Raw genomic sequence first — 19225 nt, 5'->3', positions numbered from 1 at the left:
ATCCGCTCCCCCAGAAAAGACACCGGCTTGCTGCACCTGACGCACCCTAGGAACAGCGCACCCGCGGGCCTGCTCAGAAGTGAGCAGGCCCGCGGGTGGCGAGGCGGTGAGGCGGCGAAGCGAGCGTTTCTCTAGCGGGCGTCCGGCACCGGGGAGAAGGCGATGTCGCCCATGCTCTCCTCGACGAACAGCCGGTTCCAGGTGCCGCCGCCCTTCTCCGGCGCGATGATCTCGTCCAGATAGATCGCGCGGGTCGCGTCGTCCATGCGCATGTGCATGTCGATCAGGTCGTAGTAGGTGTCCTCGGACTTCATGTGGATGAGCCAGTGCACCCGGTCGGCCGGGCCGAAGGCCTCCTCGTACAGGAACGACGACGCGATGCCGGGCAGCCTGGTGTTGATCGACTCGGTGATGCGGCGGGCGAAGAGCCTGGCCTCGGCGCGGAAGGCGTACTTGGGCTGGGCGACGCGGTGGATCATCAGTCCCGCGCCGGACGAGTTGAGGGTGCGCTCCGGGCTCATCGAGGTCTGCCGCTGGGCCGGCGGGACGCGCAGGTCGGGCGCGGCGGCGTCGATGACGGTGCCCTCGGGCAGCGCCTCGTCGGTGCCGTACATGCCCCAGTGCTGCGGGATCAGCGCCGTCTCCGAGAACGAGCCGTCGACGAACATGCCGTGCCAGTCGGAGTCCGCGGCCGGCCCCTCGTCGCCGTCGAGCAGCCGGGAGATCTCGCGGTGGCCGCTGAGCTTGGGCAGGTGCACCAGCCAGTGCAGCCGGTCCCGGACGCCGAACGTCTCCTCGTGCACGGTGACCGTGGTCTGCCCCGCGAACTTGTCGTTGAGGTACGCGGCCTGCTCCAGGGCGATCCGGCGGCCCTCGGCCCGATGGGCCTGCTTGAGCTGGGCGGTGCGCTCCACGATCACACCGGAGTTGGTCGAGTGGAAGGTCAGGGTGGTCATGGTGGCTCCAGGGTTCGGTGGATCGATACGTGTGCCGCCCGCCGTCCGCCGCTGCCGGGCGGCGCACGGTCAGCGGCGGGCGAGGACGTCGGCGGCGCCCGTCATCAGGTGTTCGGCGATCAGGTCGACATGACGGTGACGCCAGTCCTCGAGGCCGGTGCCGCGCACCACGTAGTTGAAGGCGCCGATCGCCGGGCCGCACTGGATCTGGTAGTTGACCTTCTGCGTCGGTTCGCCCTCCAGGCCCCAGCGCACCGAGCGGGCGAAGTACCAGCGGAACGCCAGGGCCATCCGGTGCTTGGGCAGCCGGTCCGCCTTCTCGATCTCGGCGTCGCGCCCCCGCCCGAGGTGGTAGGCGCGGGTCTCCTCCCACACCTCGGCGAACGGCCGCTTGAAGTAGGTCTCCTCGACGGAGCGCCGGGTTCCCGCGTCGATCGACTCCCAGCTGTCGTGGCTGCGGTAGAGCTGGTACAGCTTGTTGCCGCGCGCCGCGAACAGCGTTCCCTTGCGGACCACTTGGACCCGGGCACCGATCTCGAACATGTCGCCCGCGGGCGCGTACGCGGTGTCCTGCACATCGAGACCGGCCAGGATGTCCTTGACGGCGTCGGAGGTACCCGCCTCGGGCGAGCACTGGTTGACGCTGCCGGTCAGCACGAAGTCGGCACCGAGGACGAACGCGGCGGCGACGGCCTCGGGAGCACCGATGCCACCGGCCGCACCGATCCGGATCCGCCGGCCGTAACCGTGCCGGGCCATCGCCGCGTCGCGATGGCGGATCATCGAGGGCAACAGCGTCAGGGCCGCGCCGCCGTCCGTGTGGCCCCCGGAGTCGGCCTCGACACAGATGTCCTGGCCGACCGGCAGCTCGGCGGCGATCTCGGCCTCCTGAGGCGTCAGCCGTCCGTCGGCGGTCAGCCGGCGCAGGATCGCCGCGGGCGCGGGCGCCATGAAGGCGGCCGCGACCTCGGGCCGCGACACCTTGGCGAGCACCCGGCGCACGGCGACGGGGCGGCCCGCGGCATCCCGGTGGGCACCGGAGAAGCGGAACTGCACGACGGCCGGAGTGAGTTGGGTGAATCCGGCGGCCTCCACGTCGTGGACACCGTGCTTGAGGCACAGGTCGACGATGGCGTGCTCGTACGCCGGGTCGTCGATCGAGTGCAGCAGGTTCATGCCGTACCGGCCGTCCGGACCGAGTGCGTCCTTGATCCGCACCAGGGCGCTCTCCACCTTGTCGAGCCCGAGCCCGCCGGCCCCGAAGAACCCCATGAGGCCGGCCCGCCCCATGCGGATGACCAGCTCCGCCGAGGCGATCCCGCGGAACATGGCCCCGGCGAGATAGGCATAACGGATCCCGTAGTCCCGCCGGAACTCGGCACTGCCCAGCTCCTCGGCCCGCTGCCCGCGCGAAACGGAGGCGGGGGGCACGGGCGCGGCGGGGGAGGGGGCGGTGCGGGGAGCCGGGGGAGCGGGGTCCGATGGGCGGGCGGGCGCCGCAGTCGCCGCCCGCGCCGCCACAGGAGCCGAGGAAACGGGCGTCCGGGCCGCGGCCGCCGCGGGGACACCGGCCGCCACCGCTACCGGTGCGGGCACCACGGCCCGGGCCTTCGCCCCGTCGGCGCGGCCCTGCTTCCACAGGCCCGTCAGGACCTTGCCCGGCCCCATCTCCTCCAGCTCCGTCGTCCCGCGCTCCCTGAGGTAGGCCATGGTCTCCGACCACCGCACGGGGCTCTCGATCTGACGGGACAGCAACTCGGCGACCTGCCCCGCCCCGTACGGGCGTGCCGTCACGCTGGAGATGACCGTGCGGTGCGGATCGGCGAAGGAGAACCCGGTCAGGAACGTCGCGAATTCCTGCGCGGCCGGGCGCATATGGCGGGAGTGGAACGCCGCGCTCACCCGCACGGGCACACATCGCACCCCCGGCCGTTGTCCCAGGGCCGCGGAGACCATGCGCAGTTCCTCCAGCGGGCCGGACAACACCGTCTGGGTGGGCGTGTTGTAGTTCGCGACATCGACCTGGCGCGCCCCGGTCCCGGCGAGCAGCGCCTGCACCTCGTCGCCGTCGACGCCGAGCACCGCCAGCATTCCACCGCCCTGGGCGCGCCCCATCAGGGCGCCCCGTTCGCGGACAAGGCGTACCCCGGTGGCGAAGTCGAAACAGCCCGCGGCGAACAGAGCGCCGTACTCGCCCAGGCTGTGCCCGGCCAGCAACGTCGGCTGGGGCAGCCCCGGATCCCGGGCCAGATACGACAGGGCGCTGACCACGAACAGGGCGGGCTGCGCGTACTCGGTGCGGTCGAGCCTGCCGTCGCCCGAGGAGCGGCACAGTTCCTCCACCGAGTGGCCGAGGACCGTGTCCGCCTGCCGCGTCAGATCGGGGAAGCGGGCGAACAGGTCGGCCCCCATGCCCTTGCGCTGCGATCCCTGTCCCGGGAAAACCAGTGCCACCATCGCCTCGTCCCTCCTGGCTTCGGCCCCGGTCAGGGCCGCGGCTTCTCCCAGGGGAGCCGCCGCGTTGTCGTGTAGTCGGTGATACGGCGTCGCGCGACGGGCGAGTCGATGAGCCGGGTGAACTCACGCAGGGCGAACGCGTCGGTGTCCTCGGTGGTGAACCACATGGCCCGGAAGTACTGCTTGAGCTCGCCGATCGTCGCCGGGTCGAGCCGGGTGAGGCGGACCAGGAGGCGGCGCACCGCGGCATCCGGGTCCGGCACCACCTCGTCCACCAGGCGGAAGTCCGCAGCCCGGCGCGCGGACACCGGCTGGGTGCTCAGGGCCATCGCGTACGCGGGCTGGAAGCCGGTACGCCGTACGAGAACGGGCAGCACACAGCAGGGCACCAGGCCCCACAGCGCTTCGGGCAGGCTGAACTCGCTGCGCTCGGTGGCGATGACCAGGTCCGCGGCGGCCGCGAGTCCCACGCCGCCGCCGGCCGCGCGGCCGTCGACGCAGGCCACGACCGCCAGCGGCGTCTCGCCGAAGCGCCGCATCAGAGCGAGGAACTCGGCCCCGCCCCGGCCGGCCTGCGAGGCGCCGCCCGCAGGATCGCCGGCGGCCTCCTCGAAGTCGAGGCCCGTACAGAAGGTGCCGCCCGAGCCCTCGAGGAGCAGGACACGGCACTCGGGGTCGGCCTCGGCCCGGTCCAGGGCGGCCCCCAGCGCGTCCAGGGCATCACCGCTCAGGCTGTTGAGGCCGTCCGGGCTGGTGAGAGTGGCGCGCAGGACGTGCGGCTCGGCAGTGAGCCGCACGCCGCGGTGAGTCGGGCCGATGGCTGTCACGGCTGCGTCCGCCCCGCTCAGAACCAGGCGGGCGCGCCGGGGTGCAGCGGCGTGAGCACGGTGTCCTGGATGGTGGGGGACACGAACGTCTGCTCCCAGCCGCCACCGCCCTTGAAGTCGGGCACGAACTGCCGCCCGAAGAGCGCCTGGTAGTCGGCGTCGTGGCGGCTCAGCTCGGTCAGCTTGCGGTAGGTGTCGAGGCTGTCGAGGTGGATCATCCAGTGGATCCGGTCCTGCTGGCCGAACGTCTCCTCGTAGAGGTAGACCGTCAGCTCGCCGCCGAGGGCCCGGTTGACCTCGGAGGCCCAGGCGAAGGCGAACTCGCGGGCCTCGGTGCGGAAGCGGAACGCGGTCTGCGCCGTACGGATGATCGTCAGGCCGCTGTCCACGGAGCTGCGCATCCGGCTGTCGGGCAGCCCGGTCTGGTGGCGGGCGGGCGGCACGAAGGTGTCCGACGGCTCGTCGTGGTGGTCGTGGTCGTGGTCGTCGTCGTGCTCGTCCAGGCCGTGCTGGGGGACGTACACCCGCTCCTGGAAGGAGCCCTCGACGAACATGCGCTCCCAGTTGCCGGCGCCCTCCGAGGCCGCGATCCGGTCGGCCTCGGTGATCTCCTTGAAGCTGCGGTCGTGGTCGGCTATCTCCAGGAAGCGGCTGTAGTCGTTGGGCTGCTTCATGTGGATCAGCCAGTGGAGCCGGTCGGCGGTGCCGAGGATCTCCTCGTGCACCACGATCGTGGCGACGCCCTCCACCACCTTGTTCAGGTGGCCGACGAGATCCGTGGCGAACTGACGCCCCTGGGCGCGGAACGCGTGGTTGAGCTGGCCGGCCCGGTGGATGATGAAGCCCGCGTTCCCGGAGTGCAGCAGGTCTGAGCCGGAACCGAGAGGCCCGCTGTGGGCGGGAAGAAACGCGCCCTGGGCCTGGCTCGCCGCGTCGGTCATCGTGACTCCTTCTTTGATGCCCCGACCTTTAGGTGGGGGTAGGCGAAGCTTCTGCGGAGCGGGGCGGGATGAGACGAGTCGCGGCTGGGCGATTCGTCGTTCACGGTCAACTGCCCGCAGGAGATCACTAGTTGATGCGATAGTTTTTGAGCTGTGACCACTCACGTGAAGCGGGCGTTCAAGTACCGCTTCTATCCGACGGATGCGCAGGCAGCGGAGCTGTCGCGCACGTTCGGATGCGTGCGGAAGGTCTACAACATGGCGCTGGCGGCCCGGACGGAGGCGTGGGCGCGGCAGGAGCGGGTCAACTACAACCAGACGTCGGCGATGCTGACGGCGTGGAAGAAGACCGAGGACCTGGCGTTCCTGGGTGAGGTCTCTTCGGTTCCGCTCCAGCAGGCATTGCGGCACTTGCAGGTGGCGTTCACCCACTTCTTCGGCAAGCGGGCCAAGTACCCACGGTTCAAGTCGCGGAAGAAGTCCCGCAAGTCCGCGGAGTACACCACCAGCGCGTTCCGGTTCTTGGGCGGTGAGCTGCGGCTCGCGAAGATGTCCGAGCCGCTGGCCATCGTGTGGTCGAGGCCGCTGCCCGAGGGCGCAAGCCCTTCCACGGTGACGGTGTCGCAGGACGCGGCCGGACGCTGGTTCGTGTCGATGCTGTGCGAAGACCCCACCGTCAAGCCGCTCCCCTCCACGGACACGGCAGTCGGCATCGACGCGGGCCTGAACCACCTGGTGACACTGTCCACCGGGGAGAAGATCACCAACCCACGGCATGAACGTGCCGACCGTATCCGTCTCGCGAAGGCCCAGCGGGAGCTGTCCCGCAAGGCCAAGAGCGACGGAGCGAACCGGGCCAAGGCCCGGCGCAGGGTCGCGAAGATCCACGCCCGGGTCGCCGACCGGCGCCGGGACCACCTGCACAAGCTGACCACTCGACTCGTGCGTGAGAACCAAACGCTCGTCATCGAGGACCTGACCGTCCGCAACATGGTCAGGAACCGGAAACTGGCCCGCGCTATCAGCGATGCCGCGTGGTCTCAGTTCCGGAGCATGCTGGAGTACAAGGCGGCCTGGTACGGGCGGGAAGTGGTCGCAGTCGACCGCTTCTTCCCCTCCTCGAAACTGTGCTCCACCTGCGGCACCTTGCAGGAGAAGATGCCGCTGAACGTCCGTGAGTGGGCGTGCGAAAGCTGTGGCACGACCCACGACCGGGACGTGAACGCGGCGAAGAACCTCCTGGCCGTCGGGCTGACGGTGTCTGTCTGTGGAGCTGGTGTAAGACCTCAACGGAGCACTCCGGGCGGGCAGTCGGCGACGAAGCAGAAACCCTCACAGCGCGAGCCGTGAGAATCCCCTTCCTTGAGGAAAGGGAGAAGTCAACGCTCTGTCTCCTTCGTCGCACTGGTGAAGAGGCCTTGGGCCCCTGATGTCCGACGTTAGGGAGCGTCACCGTGCGGCGCCGCTCACAATTGAGCGCGGCCGAACCGCCTCCGTGAAGAAGTCCGTGAGCAGCCGCGCGACCTCGCGCGGGCGGTCGTACATGGAGTGGTGCGTGGCGCCGGCCAGGCGCTCGTGGCGGGCGCCCGGAAAGCGGTCCGCGGCCAGGGCGAGCCGCTCGGGCGAGGCGATCCGGTCGAACTCGCCGCTCACACACAGCACCGGTACCTGTACGTCGGCCGCGTGCGCGAGACCGTCGTACGCCCAGTAGTCCAGGAGCTGGCGGGCATAGGCGACCAGGACGGCGTCGTCCGAGAAGGGGCGCAGCAGCTCGGCGCCCAGGGCGGGCGCGGGCAGCGCGAGGACCTCGTCGGCGAACCGATGGGCGGTCAATTCCCCTGATATCTCGGCAGGTTGACCGGTGAACATGGTGCGCAGCCGGGCCGCGAGGGCGGGCCGGGCGACGACGGCGCGGCACAGCTCCTCGAGATTGCGCTCGTACGGTGTGTCGGGTTCGAGGCCGGCCGGATCGCCCGTGTGCCGGAAGGAGCCGTGCAGAAAGACCATCGACCGCACGGACTCGGGGCGGCGCCGGCGGAACTCCATGGCCGTCTTGGGCCCGCTGCACCAGCACACCAGATGGCAGTCCCCGGCGCCTTCGGCGGCGAGCACCGCCGCCAGGTCGTCGGCCTGGTCGCGCAGGCGCATCGGCCGGGTGCCCGCCGCGGTGCCCCGCGGCGCCCAGGTCAGCACGCGGCGCGTGGGTGCGAGAGCCGCCATCAGGGGGTGCCAGAGCGCGGTCCCCATGCCGAGCGCGTTCACCAGGACGACGGGCGGCTCGCCCTCCTCGCGCACACCCGCCGCGGTGTACGGCAGCACGCCGCCGAGCACCCCGACCCGCAACGGCGCCGCCGCACCGATCCGCGCGGCGTCCCGCTCGGCGGCGCGGCGCAGCTCGCTCTGCTCGCGGGCGACGGCCGCCAGTTCGCCGGGCTGCGGCGCGCGCTGGGCGCCGCTGTCGCCGGGCGTGGTGCCGGCGTGCTGTGCGCGGGCGGCCGCGAGACGGTCCACGGAGGTGCAGTCCTCGGGGTCGGTGACCGGTTCGACCGTCAACTCATAGGAATCACCGATAAGTTGGGCGAGTGCGGCGGGGGTGGTGCCGTGGTGCGCGAGCAGTTCCGCGGGCAGTCGCAGCGGCCGGTGCTCGAAGTAGTCGGGGCGGCGGGCCCGTACCTCGCAGGCCGTGTCGTGCACGGCGTCCAGAAGGGGCCGCAGCCGGCCCGCGCCGTCTCCCGCCGCGCGTGCGTGAATCGCGCCGTCCGTCATCGGATACCTCCGTGGATACTCCGCCCTTCAGGCGAAGAGGAATCGGACTCCTGCGGAGCAGAGCAGCGGGCTGGGATTCGCCGTCAGGGCGGATCGCAGTGCTTAAGAGTCCCCTCCCTTCAGGGAGGGGAGCGTCAAGGCGACTGCCTCTCCATAGCGCCTACAGGCCTGAACCCGCGGCCGGGTGTGCCCGGCCGCGGGTCGGAGCCGGTGGGACCGGCTGGTTACTCGGCCACCCACAGCGGCCGTACCTCGAGGGTCTCGGGGTTCGGCCACGACTTGGCGATCTCCACGGCGGCGTCGCGGTCGGCGGCCTCGACGAGGATGTAACCGCCCAGCGTCTCGTCGGCGCCCGCGAACGGGCCCTCGACGGCCTTACGGGTGCCGTCGGCCTCCCGGCGCACCGTCACCGGGGCGAGGGACTCGGTCTCGAACGCCTCGCCGCCCACGAGGGCGCCGGCCTGGGCCTGCTGGCCCATCCAGCCCTCGATCGCCTTGCGGTAGGTCGCGCGGTCCTCCTGGATCTGACGCCGGGACTCGGCGTTCTCGATGATGACGATCGCGAACTTCATTCGGGCTCTCCTTGTCGCAATGTGCGAAAAACCGGACCGGAATACGGAATTCCTGAATCCAAAGGGATACTCATATGTCCCCATGAATCGTGTCAAGTCGGCGCAAGTCGTGCAACTGGATTGCGGCGCAAGGGGATTGGCACACGTGGGCGAATTCCCGGCGTACCGCGGGACCCGTCTCCAGCCGGGCGGTGCCCATATCCGTCCGACCGTAGTCCTTTCCTGCCACACCCCACTCGAATTCCGCTGGAGAGCCACTTGAGAAGCGCCGCGCAGGCCCGCACCGTCACGACAGGTCGAGCACCTCGCCGCTCACCGCGTCCCGCACCCGCAGCGCCTCCATGGGGCAGGACTCGACCGCGTCCAGCACGTTCTCGTCCGCCGGCACCTCTCCGGCCGGCGGCACGGACCGCCCGTCGACCACCTGGAAGACGTCCGGTGCGACACCGGCGCAGATGCCGGTGCCCATGCACGCGCCGTGGTCGGCCTCGATCCGCCAGCGTGTGTTCTGCTCCTGTGCCATGCCGGTTCCCCTCACCATGCGATCGGCAGCCGCTGCGGGCCCCGGAACAGTCCGCCGGTCTTCCACTCGACCTGGTCCGCGGGCACCGCGAGCCGCAGCCCCGGGAAGCGCTCCAGCAGCCCGCCGATCGCCACCCGCAGCTCCATGCGGGCGAGCTGGGCACCGAGGCAGTAGTGCGCCCCGTGGCCGAACGCCAGATGGGGGTTCTTCTCCCGGGTGATGTCGAGGCGGTCCGGGTCGTCGAACGCCCGGGGATCCCGGTTGGCGTTCACCGCGGCGGCCACGACACCCTCACCCGCGCGCACCGTGCCACCGCTCAGCTCGACGTCCTCCAGGGCGATCCGGGCGTTGCCGACACCGTTGCCCAGGGGCACGAACCGCAGCAGCTCCTCCACCGCGCGCGGCAGCAGCTCGGGCTGCTCCCGCAGCAGGGACAGCTGATCCTCGTGGGTGAGCAACGCGTAGACCATGTTGCCCAGTTGATGGGCCGAGGTCTCGTGCCCGGCCACGAGCAGCGTCACCCCGAACGTGATCAGCTCGTCCTCGGTGAGGCGGTCGTCGTCGTCCCGGGCGGACACCAGCACGCCCAGGAGGTCGTCGTGGGGCGCGGCCCGGCGCGCCGACACCAGGTCGGCGAGGTACGCGCGGATCGAGGCGTCGGCCGACACCGCCTCCTCTTTGCTGTACGCCGTGGTGGACATGATGACCTCGGACCAGTGCTGGAACCTGCCCCGGTCCTCGTACGGCACCCCGAGCAGCCGGCAGATCACGGCGATGGTGAACGGCTGGGCCAGGTCCCGCACGAGGTCGGCCGGATGTCCCGTGCGCTCCACGCCGTCGAGGAGCCCGGCGAACAGTTCCTCGAGCCAGGACTGCATCGCGCCCATGCGCCGCGCGGTGAAGGCCTTGGACAGCAGGCGGCGCAGCCGTGTGTGCTCCGGCGGGTCGAGGCTGAGGATGGTGTCGCTGCGGCGGGCCAGCGGTGTGGTCCGGGGGGTGTCCTCACCGATCTGCGCGCGGCTGAACCGGGGATCGGAGTTGGCGGCGCGCACGTCGTCGTACCGCGTGACCATCCACCCCTCGCCGCCGTACGGGAGGCGCACTCTGGCGAGCGGGTCGGTCTCCCTCAGTTCCGCGAACTTCGGGTGGATCTCAAGGCCGTCGACCTCTCCCTCGAAAGGGTAGATGTGCACCCGCCTCGTAGCCGACATGAGTCCCACTCCTCCGCGACAGCAACCGGGCACCTCGGATGAGGGCCTCCTCGCACTGGGAGCGTGACCCTTTCGCCCGCCGAACTCCGCTCACTCTTGAACACGCGGCCCGATCGGCTGCCGAGGAGTGAGCATCGGGTCAACTCACCGCCGGTCGCCCCGGGTGCGCCGCGATCTCCTCGAACAGGGCGAAATAGTCGCGCTGGAGTGCCCGTGCACGCTCGTCGGAGAAGAGGCCCGAGCGGTAGGCGACGATGACGCGGCCGCCGTGGTCGTCGTGGCGCAGGCGGACGCTGAGCGGGCGCGCGACGGTTTCGGCTGTGGGGGAGAACGGCTCGGCGCGTATCGGGCCCAGCTGCCGGGCGGCGCCGAGGTCGTGCTCGCGTTCCGCGGTGAACTGCACGTGGAACAGCCGCTCCAGCAGGGTGGGATCGGCCATGCGCGAGGCCACCACGTGGGGCGGTATGTCGTGGTGGGCGAAGTCGTCGGCCGTGCTCGCCCGCACCTGCTCCACGGCCTCGGCCAGCGTCACGTGTCCCGACAGGTCGGCGCGCACCACCACGTCGTTGGAGAAGTCGCCGACCAGGCCGTGCACGTCGCTGCGGTCGCGGTAGGAGACGGGTGCCCGCACGCAGATGTCCCGCTCGCCCGACCAACGCGCGAGCAGGATCTGGAAGGCCGCGAGCCCGACCACGTAGAACGTGGTGCGGTGCCGGGCCGCCACCTCGCGCAGCCGGGCGAAGAGCTCCGGCGGCAGGGGGAAGGACCGGGTGTGACCCGCGATGTCCGAGGGGTCCTGGGACCGGTCGCAGGGCAGCGCCGCCGGTTCGGCGCCGGCCAGGCGGTCCAGCCAGTACGCGACGGTCCGTCCGCCGTGCTCACCTTCGACGCGCGCCCGGTGCCAGGCCGCGAAGTCGGCGTACTGGGCCGGGAGTTCGGGCAGCTGTACGGGCGAGCCCGTGACGGCGCCGGCATAGAGCGCGGTGAGCTCGGTGGTGACCACCTCGAGGGCCCGGGCGTCGCCGACCAGGTGGTGCAGGCACACCACCACGAGGTGTTCGCCGGAGGCACGGCGCAGCACGCGCAGCCGGGCCAAGGGGCCCCGGCCGAAGTCGAAGGGGCGGGCGAGCTCGTCGTCCGCGACCGAGGCGGCCGCCGCCGGGTCGGCCAGGGCCACTTCCATGACCGGCCTCGCGCGGACCGGGACCACCTGCGTCAGCGCGCCGTCGACCGTCCGATAGGCGCTGCGCAGCGTCTCGTGCCGCTCGGCGAGAGCCTGCCAGGCCTCGCGCAGCGCCCCCGTGTCCAGCGGCCCCGACACCCTGAGCCCGCCCACGATCAGGGGCTGGCGCGCGGTCGTCGCCAGGGAGGGCCACATGCCTTCCTGGCCCAGCGAGGCGGCGAAGTGCCACTCGGCCCCGGCCGGGCGGTCGAGCAGCGGCAGCGCCGCTCCGCCCCTGCGCCGGGCGAGCAGTCGCGCCTCCAGGCGGGCCCGTTCGGCGAAGTCGTCCTTGAGTGTCACGGCCATGGGCCGGTGTCTCCTTTCCCCACCGTCAGCCTTGCTGCTGCAGCAGGTCGGCCACTTCGTCGTCGGACAGCCCGGACAGCTGGTCGAGGAGCCGGGCCAGCTCCTCCGGGTCGCTCTCCGCCACCTGGCGCTGCGTCAGAAGCCGTGCCGTCTGCTCCACGGTGGGCACTCCGGTCAGCAGGTCGGCGACCGAGAACTCCGCCCCGAACGCCTCGCGCAGCCGCAGTGCGATCCGGGTCGCCTGCAGCGAGTGCCCGCCGAGCGCGAAGAAGTCGGCTGTCACCGAGACCTCCTCGAGGCCCAGGACCTCGCACCACACCTCGGCCACCCGCTGCTCGGCCGCGTCGCGCGGCGCCACGTGCTCGCCGCCGGCGAGGTTCTGCTCCGGCTCCGGCAGCGCGTCGCGGTCCAGCTTTCCGTTGGCGCCCACCGGCAGCGCGTCCAGCCATGTGTAGGCCGAAGGGATCATCGCCGGTGGCAGGCTGAGAGAGAGGTGCTCCCGCAGTTGTGCCGGGTCCGGCTGCTCGGCGCCGGCCGCGGCCACCAGGTAGGCGGCCAGATACATCTCGCCGCCTTGCCGGCGGGGCACGACCACGGCGTCGCCGACGGCCGGGTGCCTGGCCAGCACCGCCTCCGACTCGCCGGGCTCCACCCGCTGGCCGCGGATCTTGACCTGGTGGTCGATGCGGCCGAGGTAGTCGAGGGTGCCGTCCTCGGTCCAGCACGCCCGGTCGCCGGTGCGGTAGAGCCGCCCCCCGGAGCCGAACGGGTCGGGGACGAAGGCAGCCGCGGTCAGCGACGGCCGTCCGAAGTAGCCGCGCGCCACCTGGGGGCCGCCGATGTGCAGTTCGCCGGGCACGCCGACGGGCGTGGGATTGCCCCGTCCGTCCAGCACGTACAGGCGTACGCCGGGCACCGGGCGTCCGATCGGCAGCCGGGGCCGGTCGGTCGCGCCGGGCTCGACCTGCTCCGCGGTGACGTCGATGGCGGCCTCGGTCGGCCCGTACAGGTTGTGCAGCTCCACGCCCGGCAGCAGACTGTGGAACCGGGCGGCCACGTCCGGCGGCAGTGCCTCACCGCTGCACACGACCCGGCGCAGCGTCCCCGCGGCCGTCGCGGCCGTGGTTTCGTCGAGGAACACGCGCAGCATGGACGGCACGAAGTGACAGGTCGTCACCGCGTGGTCGATGACGGACCGCACCAGATACCCGGGATCCTGGTGGCCGCCGGGCCGGGCGAGCACGATCGTCGCGCCGTGGCCGAGCGGCCACCAGATCTCCCAGCCGGACACGTCGAACCCGACGGGCGTCTTGTGCAGCACGCGTTCTCCGGCCACGAGCGGATACTTCTCCTGCATCCAGGCCATCCGGTTGGCCACGCCGGCATGCTGGTTCATCACACCCTTGGGGGTGCCCGTCGTGCCGGAGGTGTGCAGGATGTACAGCAGGTTGTCCGGCCGCGCGACCTCGTCGAGGGGGCCGTCCGGCAGTTCGGCCAGGGCCGGGTCGTCGATCTCGACGAGCGTCAGACCGGGCGAGCCTGCCGCGAGTTCGCCCGCTCCGCCGTGCGCGGCATCCCGCGACGTCACCAGCAGCGACGGGGTCACGTCGGCGAGTTGCAGGGCGAGCCGGGCGCGCGGGTGGTCCGGGTCGAGCGGCAGATAGGCACCGCCCGCCTTGACGACCGCAAGGAGCGCGACGACCAGCTCGGGGGAGCGCGGCAGGTGCACCGCCACCACCTGATCGGGGGACGCGCCCAGGGAGCGCAGCCGCCTGGCCAGCTGGTTCGCCCGGGCGTCCAGCTGTGCGTACGACAGCGCGCCGCCGTCCCACACGACGGCCGGTGCGTTCGGGGTGAGCCGGGCCTGCCGCTCGAAACCGGCGTGCACCAGGCCGTCGTCGAGCGGCGTGTCCGAGCCGCTGAACTTGCTCACCACCCGGTCGAGTTCGTGCGAGGCGAGCATCGGAAGATCTGTCGCCGCCGCCCCCGGCGGCCCCGGCACGGCTTCGAGGGCCAGCGTCAGGGCCTGCAGGATGCGGCGCGCGCTCGGTGCGGAGATCAGGTCCGTGGCGTGGACGGCGTGGCCCGTCAGGCTGCCGTCGCTCTCCTCCGTCAGATGCAGCGACAGCTCGAACTGCGCGCCGGGAGAAGGGAGCTCGAAGGGCTCGGCGCGCACCTCGCCGGACTGCCAGGGCGCCACCGGCAGGTTCTGCAGGGCGAGCGCCACACGCACCAGTGGGGCCCGCCCGTCGGCGCGGTCCGCGCCGGTCAGCCGGACGATCTCCTCGAGGGGGAGGTCCTGGTGCCGGTAGGCGGCCAGGCACGAGGAGCGGACCCGGGACAGCAGCTCACCGAAGGCGGGGTCACCGGAGGCCTCGACGCGCAACGGCAGGGTGTTGACGAACAGCCCGACCAGGTCACCGCTGCCGGGACGGTGGCGGCCGGCCGTAACGGCACCGACCACCAGGTCCTGCTGGCCGGTCCACCGGCTCAGCACAGCGGACAGGCCGGTGAGGATCACCATGAACAGGGTCGAACGGCGCTTGGCCCCATAGCGTTTGAGCCGGGCCACCACCGGCGCGGGCAGGGTGAAGGGCAGGGCGGAGCCCTTGAAGGGGCTCGGGTGCGGGGCCGGGTCCAGCGGCAGCGACACCGCCTGCGCCCCGGCCAGGGTCTCCTGCCAGAACGCGGTGGCCTCCGCGTCGTCGCCCGCGCTCTTCGGCGCGGGAACCGTGACGACGGTGCGGGACGGGCTGCGCCCCGCGAGTCGGTCGCGGTAGCAGATCCCGAGTTCGCGCAGCAGCAGGCCCAGTGACCAGCCGTCCACCGCGATGTGGTGGGCGGCCACCGCGAGCGTCCACTCGCGCGTGCCGGCCCGCACGAGGACCGCGCGCAGCAACGGCCCCGCCGCCAGGTCGAACGGCTCCCGGGCGAGTTCGGCCGCGACTGCGCGGGCGTCCCGGTCCGCGCTCGGCTCCACCACCGGCAGCTCGAAGGGGCGGGGGGCGAGCGGCGTGCGCCGCAGGGTGCCCTCGGGGTCGGAGGTGAATCCGCTGTGCAGCGCCGGGTGGCGCGCCACCAGGTCCTCCAGGCTCGCGCGCAGCAACTCCGGGTCGACAGGGCCGTGCAGGTCGATGCCGCCCGCCACGTGGTACGCCGCGCCGCCGCCCATGGCGTCGAGGAGCCACATCCACTCCTGCGCCCGGCTCGCGGGCGCGTCGGCGGCCTCGGTGTCGTCGGCACCGACGTGTGCCTCGGCCACGTCGTCGACGGCATCGACGAGGGAGCTCAGGCCCGCAAGCGTCAGCCCGTCGAGGAGCTCGGCGGGGGACACCCGGAGCCCGAAGCGCTCACGCACCGCTTCGGCGAGCCGCACGGCCCGCAGCGAGTCGAGGTCGAGGACCACCAACGGCACACCGGGCGGCAGCTGTTCGGCGGGCACGTCGAGTTCCAGGGCGACGACCTCGGCGACCGCCCGCGACACCGGGGGCATGTCACCGCCCCCGGCGTCGGGCGCGGTGTCCGCGCCGCCGGTCGCGATCGGCTGCAAAGTGCCGTCCAGCCACCGCTCGCGGCAGGTGCTGCGGCGCACCTTGCCGCTCGTGGTACGGGGAATCGCTCCGGGCCGCACCAGCACCACCTCGTGCAGGGAGAGCCCGTGTTCGGCCGTCACCGCCTTGCGGACCGCCGCGATCACCTCGGGGGCGCGTTCGGGGTCGAAGCCGCGGACCACCTCGTGCACCAGGACGGCCCGCTCCTCGGTCCCGTCGTCGTGCGAGAACACCGCCGCCCGGGTCGGCTGCAGCAGCGGGTGGGCGTGCTCGGCGCTCTGCTCGATGTCCTGCGGGTAGTGGTTGCGGCCGCGCACCACCAGGAGGTCCTTGGCGCGGCCGGTCACGAACAGCTCGTCGCCCAGGGTGAATCCGAGGTCACCGGTGCGCAGGAAGTGCCGCCCCGGGTGGGACTCCAGGGTGGCGCGGAAGACCTCGTCGGTCAGCTCGGGCCGGCCCCAGTAGCCCGCGGTGACGGTCGGGCCGCTCACCCACACCTCGCCGGTCCCGCCGGGCGGGCACGCACGGCCCTCGGCCGGGTCCACCACCACGACGACGTCCTCGCTGCGCGACCGGCCGCAGCCCGTCAGCACAGCAGCGTTCTCCTGGTTCTCCTTGCCCGCGGTGGCCGACACGGCCTGGCCCAGCTCCAGTTCGCGACGGTCGGCGCGCAGCACCCGGGGCTCGCCCCGCTCGGGCGCGCCGCCGGTGACGAACAACGTCGCCTCGGCGAGCCCGTAGCAGGGGTGGAAGGCCGACCGGTCGAACCCGCTGTCCGCGAAGGCGCGCGCGAAGGCGTCCAGGGTCGCGGGCCGCACAGGTTCGGCACCCACCATGGCGTGCTGCCAGCTGCTCAGATCGAGCTCGGCGCGCTTGTCCTCGGGAATGCGGCGCACACACTCGCCGTACGCGAAGTCGGGGGCCGCCGACACCGTCGCGCGGTGCCTGCTGATGGCGTCGAGCCAGCGGTACGGGCTGCGTACGAACGCCATCGGGGAGATCAGGGTGCACGGGAATCCCGCGTACAAGGGCTGCAGGATGCCGCCGATCAGGCCCATGTCGTGATATGGCGGCAGCCAGCTCACGCCCCGGCTGTCCGGACCGACGCCCAGGGCGGTGCTGATGGACGCCGAGTTGTGCACCAGGTTGTCGTGCCGCACCATTACGCCCTTGGGCGTCCCGGTGGACCCGGACGTGTACTGCAGGAAGGCCAGGTCGGCGGGCGCGGGGCCCGCGCCCGGCCAGTCGTCGGCCGCCGCGTCCGCGATGTCCTCGGTGACCAGCCACTGGATCAGCCCCGACGTGGTCAGCTCCGGGTACGAGGCCGTGATCGCGTCCGTCACCTCGCGGCTGCTCAGCGCGAGCACGGCGCCCGCGTCCGCCCCGGTCGCAAGGACCGCCGACAGGCCGCGCTTGCCGGTCGGCACATACACGGGCACGGCGACAGCGCCCGCGTACAGACAGCCGAGGAAGGCCGTCACATAGTTCTCGCCCGGCGGGAACAGCAGCAGGACGCGCTCGCCACGCAGGCCGCGCTCGGTGAGCGCGGCGGCGACCGCGCGCACCCTGCGGTCCAACGCCGCGTAGCCGACGGCGTGTTCGCTGCCGTCGTCGCGGATGAATTCCAGGGCGGTGCGGTGCGGAGTGGCGTCCGCCCGGTCGCGCAGGATGTCGACCAGTGTGCCGCCGACGGGACGGACGTGAGTGTGCACGGTTGCCCTCCTGGCAAAGTCCTACGGTGAGGTGTACGGGGCCCGGTCAGGCGATGGCACGTGCCGCCGCACCGGCGTCACGGCGCCGGCGCGGTCAGACGGATGCCGCTGTGCGCAGTGACCGGGTGGTGCAGGCCGCGACGAACGCCGCGAACAGCTTCCGGTCGTCGGAGACTTCGGGGTGCCACTGGACGCCGAGGACGAACGGCCTGGACGGGTCCTCGGCCGCCTCCACCACGCCGTCCTCGCTACGTCCGGTCACGTGCAGTCCGCCCGGATCGAGCACGGCCTGATGGTGGTGCGAGTTGACCTCGGCCAGCTCCCCGTACAGCGCGGCGGCCCGGCTGCCGGGCACCAGGTGCACGGGGTGCCGGCCGAAGACACCCTCGGCCGGGCAGTGGCCGCTGTGCCCGACCAGATCGGGCAGATGCTGGTGCAGGGTGCCGCCGTAGGCGAGGGCGAGCAGCTGGAGCCCGCGGCACACCCCGAGGACGGGCAGTCCCGTGGCGAGCGCCGCCTCGAGCAGCAGCAGCTCCCCGGCGTCCCGGTCGGCCGACGGAGTGTCCGTGCGCGGATGGCGGGCGGCACCGTAGCGCGCGGGGTCGACGTCGGCGCCGCCGGGCAGCAGGAGCCCGTCGAGACGGGCCACCACGTCCGCGTCGGTGTCGTCGGGCGGCAGCACGACGGCACGGCCGCCCGCCCGGCGCACCCCGTCGACGTACCCCTGCTGGAGCACCGTCGCGTCCGTGTCCCAGATGTTCCAGCGCGCGCGGTCGCGGTACGAGGCGATGCCGATGACCGGCCGGCTCACCGGGACGCCTCTGTCAGGGGACGCCCGGCGGCCGCGCCGGTGCGCCGCAGGGCGCCCTCGCACAGGTCCAGAGCCGTGGCGAGCAGCGGACTGCCATCGGCCGCACAAGCGCCGAACGGGGTCCGGGTGCGCAGCGCGGCCGTGCGCTCGGCGAGCAGGGCGGCCGGTTCGGTGTCGCGCACGGCCGCCACGAAGATGTCGGCGAGCTCGTCGATGTCGTCACCCGAAAGCCCTTGGTACGTGGCCTCGTTGAGGCCGATGCGCACGCCCTGCCCGGTGAAGCCCGGCAGCCCGGCCATGAAGTTGACCTTGAGGCTGGCGGCGGAGAGCCGGGCGGCCGCGTCCTTCGGCGCGATGCCGTCGGCCTCCGTGTCGAGCCACAGCTGGTGCCCCGCGGAGTAGCCGCGGTCGGCGGCGACCACGGTCAGGCCCCGCTCGGTCAGGAGCCTGCCGAAGCGGCCGGTGTGCTCCAGGACCGCCCGGGTGTAGGCGGGGCCGAACTCGCGGAACTCGAGCAGCGATATGCCCAGCGCGATGGTCGCGGCGAAGTGGTGGTTGCTGATGAGGAAGTCCTGGGCGTCGCGGATCAGCTGCTCCACCTGTGGGTCCCGCGTCAGCACGACCGCCTTCTGCGGGCCGGGGAACGTCTTGTGGGTGGAGCCGCCCCAGCTGTCCGCGCCCTGGTCCAGCGGGTTGGGGAACGCGTCCCCGAGTACCAGGCCGAGCCAGTGACTCGCATCCACGTGCACCAGCGTGCCGGGCGAGGCCTGCCGCACCGTCTCCACCAAGGACTTCACATCGACGGGGAACAGGCAGTGCGACTGGTCCACGTACACCAGCGAGGGACGCACCCGGGCGAGGAGCTCGGCCGCGTGCTCGAGGTCGAGTGAGTGCGGGTCGGGGCCGCGCAGGAACTCCACATCGAGGCCGAGCCGGCCGGCCACCTGCGGCGTCGCGTAGTGGCCTCCCTGCTCCGGGGAGACGGTGACGACCGTGGAACCCGGTTCGCCGCCGAGCGCGCCGAGCACCAGCGTCATCCCGTTCAGACCGCTCAGCGGCCGCACCGAGGCGTACGAGGCCCGGCCCAGTTCCTGCAGGAGCGGGATGGTCAGCTCCATCTCCAGGTCGCGCAGCCGCTGCGCGCCACGGAAGTGCCAGCGGTCGGGGTCGTCGCCCTCGTTGAAGAAGTAGCGGTGGTACGGGTCGAGAAGCATGGGCAACTTGGCCAGCCCCGACATGGAGGTCTCCGACGGCACCATGCTCAGGGTCTGCCGTGCGCTCGCCTCGTTCTCACTCAGCAGGCGCACGACGGTGTCCAGCGTCAGATCTGCGGTCCGCATCGGGCTGTGCCTCCGTCGTCGGTGGAGCGG

At 72.2% G+C, this 19225-nt stretch carries 13 protein-coding genes; 1 reads left to right on the top strand and 12 read right to left on the bottom strand.

All coding sequences use genetic code 11. The features are described from left to right. Nucleotides 1-131: 131 nt before the first annotated feature. The 4 genes from OG574_RS51945 to OG574_RS51930 form a co-directional block, all read right to left on the bottom strand. Complete coding sequence (locus tag OG574_RS51945; RefSeq protein ID WP_326779340.1) at nt 132-956, bottom strand: DUF6039 family protein; 825 nt, start codon at nt 954-956, stop codon at nt 132-134. A gap of 69 nt (nt 957-1025) precedes the next feature. Continuing rightward, nucleotides 1026-3413 carry an ACP S-malonyltransferase gene (gene fabD / locus OG574_RS51940; RefSeq protein WP_326779339.1) on the bottom strand — a complete coding sequence of 796 codons (2388 nt, stop codon included), beginning with the start codon at nt 3411-3413 and terminating at the stop codon, nt 1026-1028. A 29-nt stretch (nt 3414-3442) separates the two neighbouring features. Beyond that, entirely contained in the window at nt 3443-4240 is a 798-nt protein-coding gene (locus tag OG574_RS51935) for an enoyl-CoA hydratase-related protein (RefSeq protein WP_326779338.1), read from the bottom strand. 17 nt (nt 4241-4257) lie between these two features. After that, nucleotides 4258-5181 (bottom strand): DUF6039 family protein, encoded by a 924-nt coding sequence (locus OG574_RS51930; RefSeq protein ID WP_326779337.1) that lies wholly within the window; start codon nt 5179-5181, stop codon nt 4258-4260. Between the two features lie 153 nt (nt 5182-5334). On the opposite strand from OG574_RS51930, the gene OG574_RS51925 reads away from it, so the two are divergent. Continuing rightward, nucleotides 5335-6531 (top strand): RNA-guided endonuclease InsQ/TnpB family protein, encoded by a 1197-nt coding sequence (locus OG574_RS51925; RefSeq protein WP_326779336.1) that lies wholly within the window; start codon nt 5335-5337, stop codon nt 6529-6531. 99 nt (nt 6532-6630) lie between these two features. Here the strand turns inward: OG574_RS51925 and OG574_RS51920 are convergent, their stop codons facing one another. The 8 genes from OG574_RS51920 to OG574_RS51885 form a co-directional block, all read right to left on the bottom strand. Next, nucleotides 6631-7947, bottom strand: coding sequence for an alpha/beta fold hydrolase (locus OG574_RS51920; RefSeq protein WP_326779335.1), 1317 nt, complete (start codon nt 7945-7947; stop codon nt 6631-6633). A gap of 224 nt (nt 7948-8171) precedes the next feature. Then, on the bottom strand, nt 8172-8519 hold the full coding sequence (locus tag OG574_RS51915) for a YciI family protein (RefSeq protein ID WP_100596217.1): 348 nt from the start codon (nt 8517-8519) through the stop codon (nt 8172-8174). Between the two features lie 286 nt (nt 8520-8805). Next, nucleotides 8806-9042 carry a ferredoxin gene (locus tag OG574_RS51910; RefSeq protein WP_100596218.1) on the bottom strand — a complete coding sequence of 79 codons (237 nt, stop codon included), beginning with the start codon at nt 9040-9042 and terminating at the stop codon, nt 8806-8808. 11 nt (nt 9043-9053) lie between these two features. Beyond that, entirely contained in the window at nt 9054-10253 is a 1200-nt protein-coding gene (locus OG574_RS51905; RefSeq protein WP_326779334.1) for a cytochrome P450, read from the bottom strand. Between the two features lie 139 nt (nt 10254-10392). Next, nucleotides 10393-11781 carry a condensation domain-containing protein gene (locus tag OG574_RS51900; protein ID WP_326779333.1) on the bottom strand — a complete coding sequence of 463 codons (1389 nt, stop codon included), beginning with the start codon at nt 11779-11781 and terminating at the stop codon, nt 10393-10395. 25 nt (nt 11782-11806) lie between these two features. After that, entirely contained in the window at nt 11807-17044 is a 5238-nt protein-coding gene (locus OG574_RS51895; RefSeq protein ID WP_326779332.1) for a non-ribosomal peptide synthetase, read from the bottom strand. 94 nt (nt 17045-17138) lie between these two features. Beyond that, complete coding sequence (locus OG574_RS51890) at nt 17139-17855, bottom strand: gamma-glutamyl-gamma-aminobutyrate hydrolase family protein (RefSeq protein ID WP_326779331.1); 717 nt, start codon at nt 17853-17855, stop codon at nt 17139-17141. After that, on the bottom strand, nt 17852-19195 hold the full coding sequence (locus OG574_RS51885; RefSeq protein ID WP_326779330.1) for a hypothetical protein: 1344 nt from the start codon (nt 19193-19195) through the stop codon (nt 17852-17854). Before OG574_RS51885 ends, OG574_RS51890 begins: the two co-directional genes overlap by 4 nt. Nucleotides 19196-19225 lie beyond the last annotated feature (30 nt).

The organism is Streptomyces sp. NBC_01445 (assembly GCF_035918235.1).
Classification (GTDB): domain Bacteria; phylum Actinomycetota; class Actinomycetes; order Streptomycetales; family Streptomycetaceae; genus Streptomyces.
This window is presented reverse-complemented; position numbering and strand designations above follow the sequence as displayed.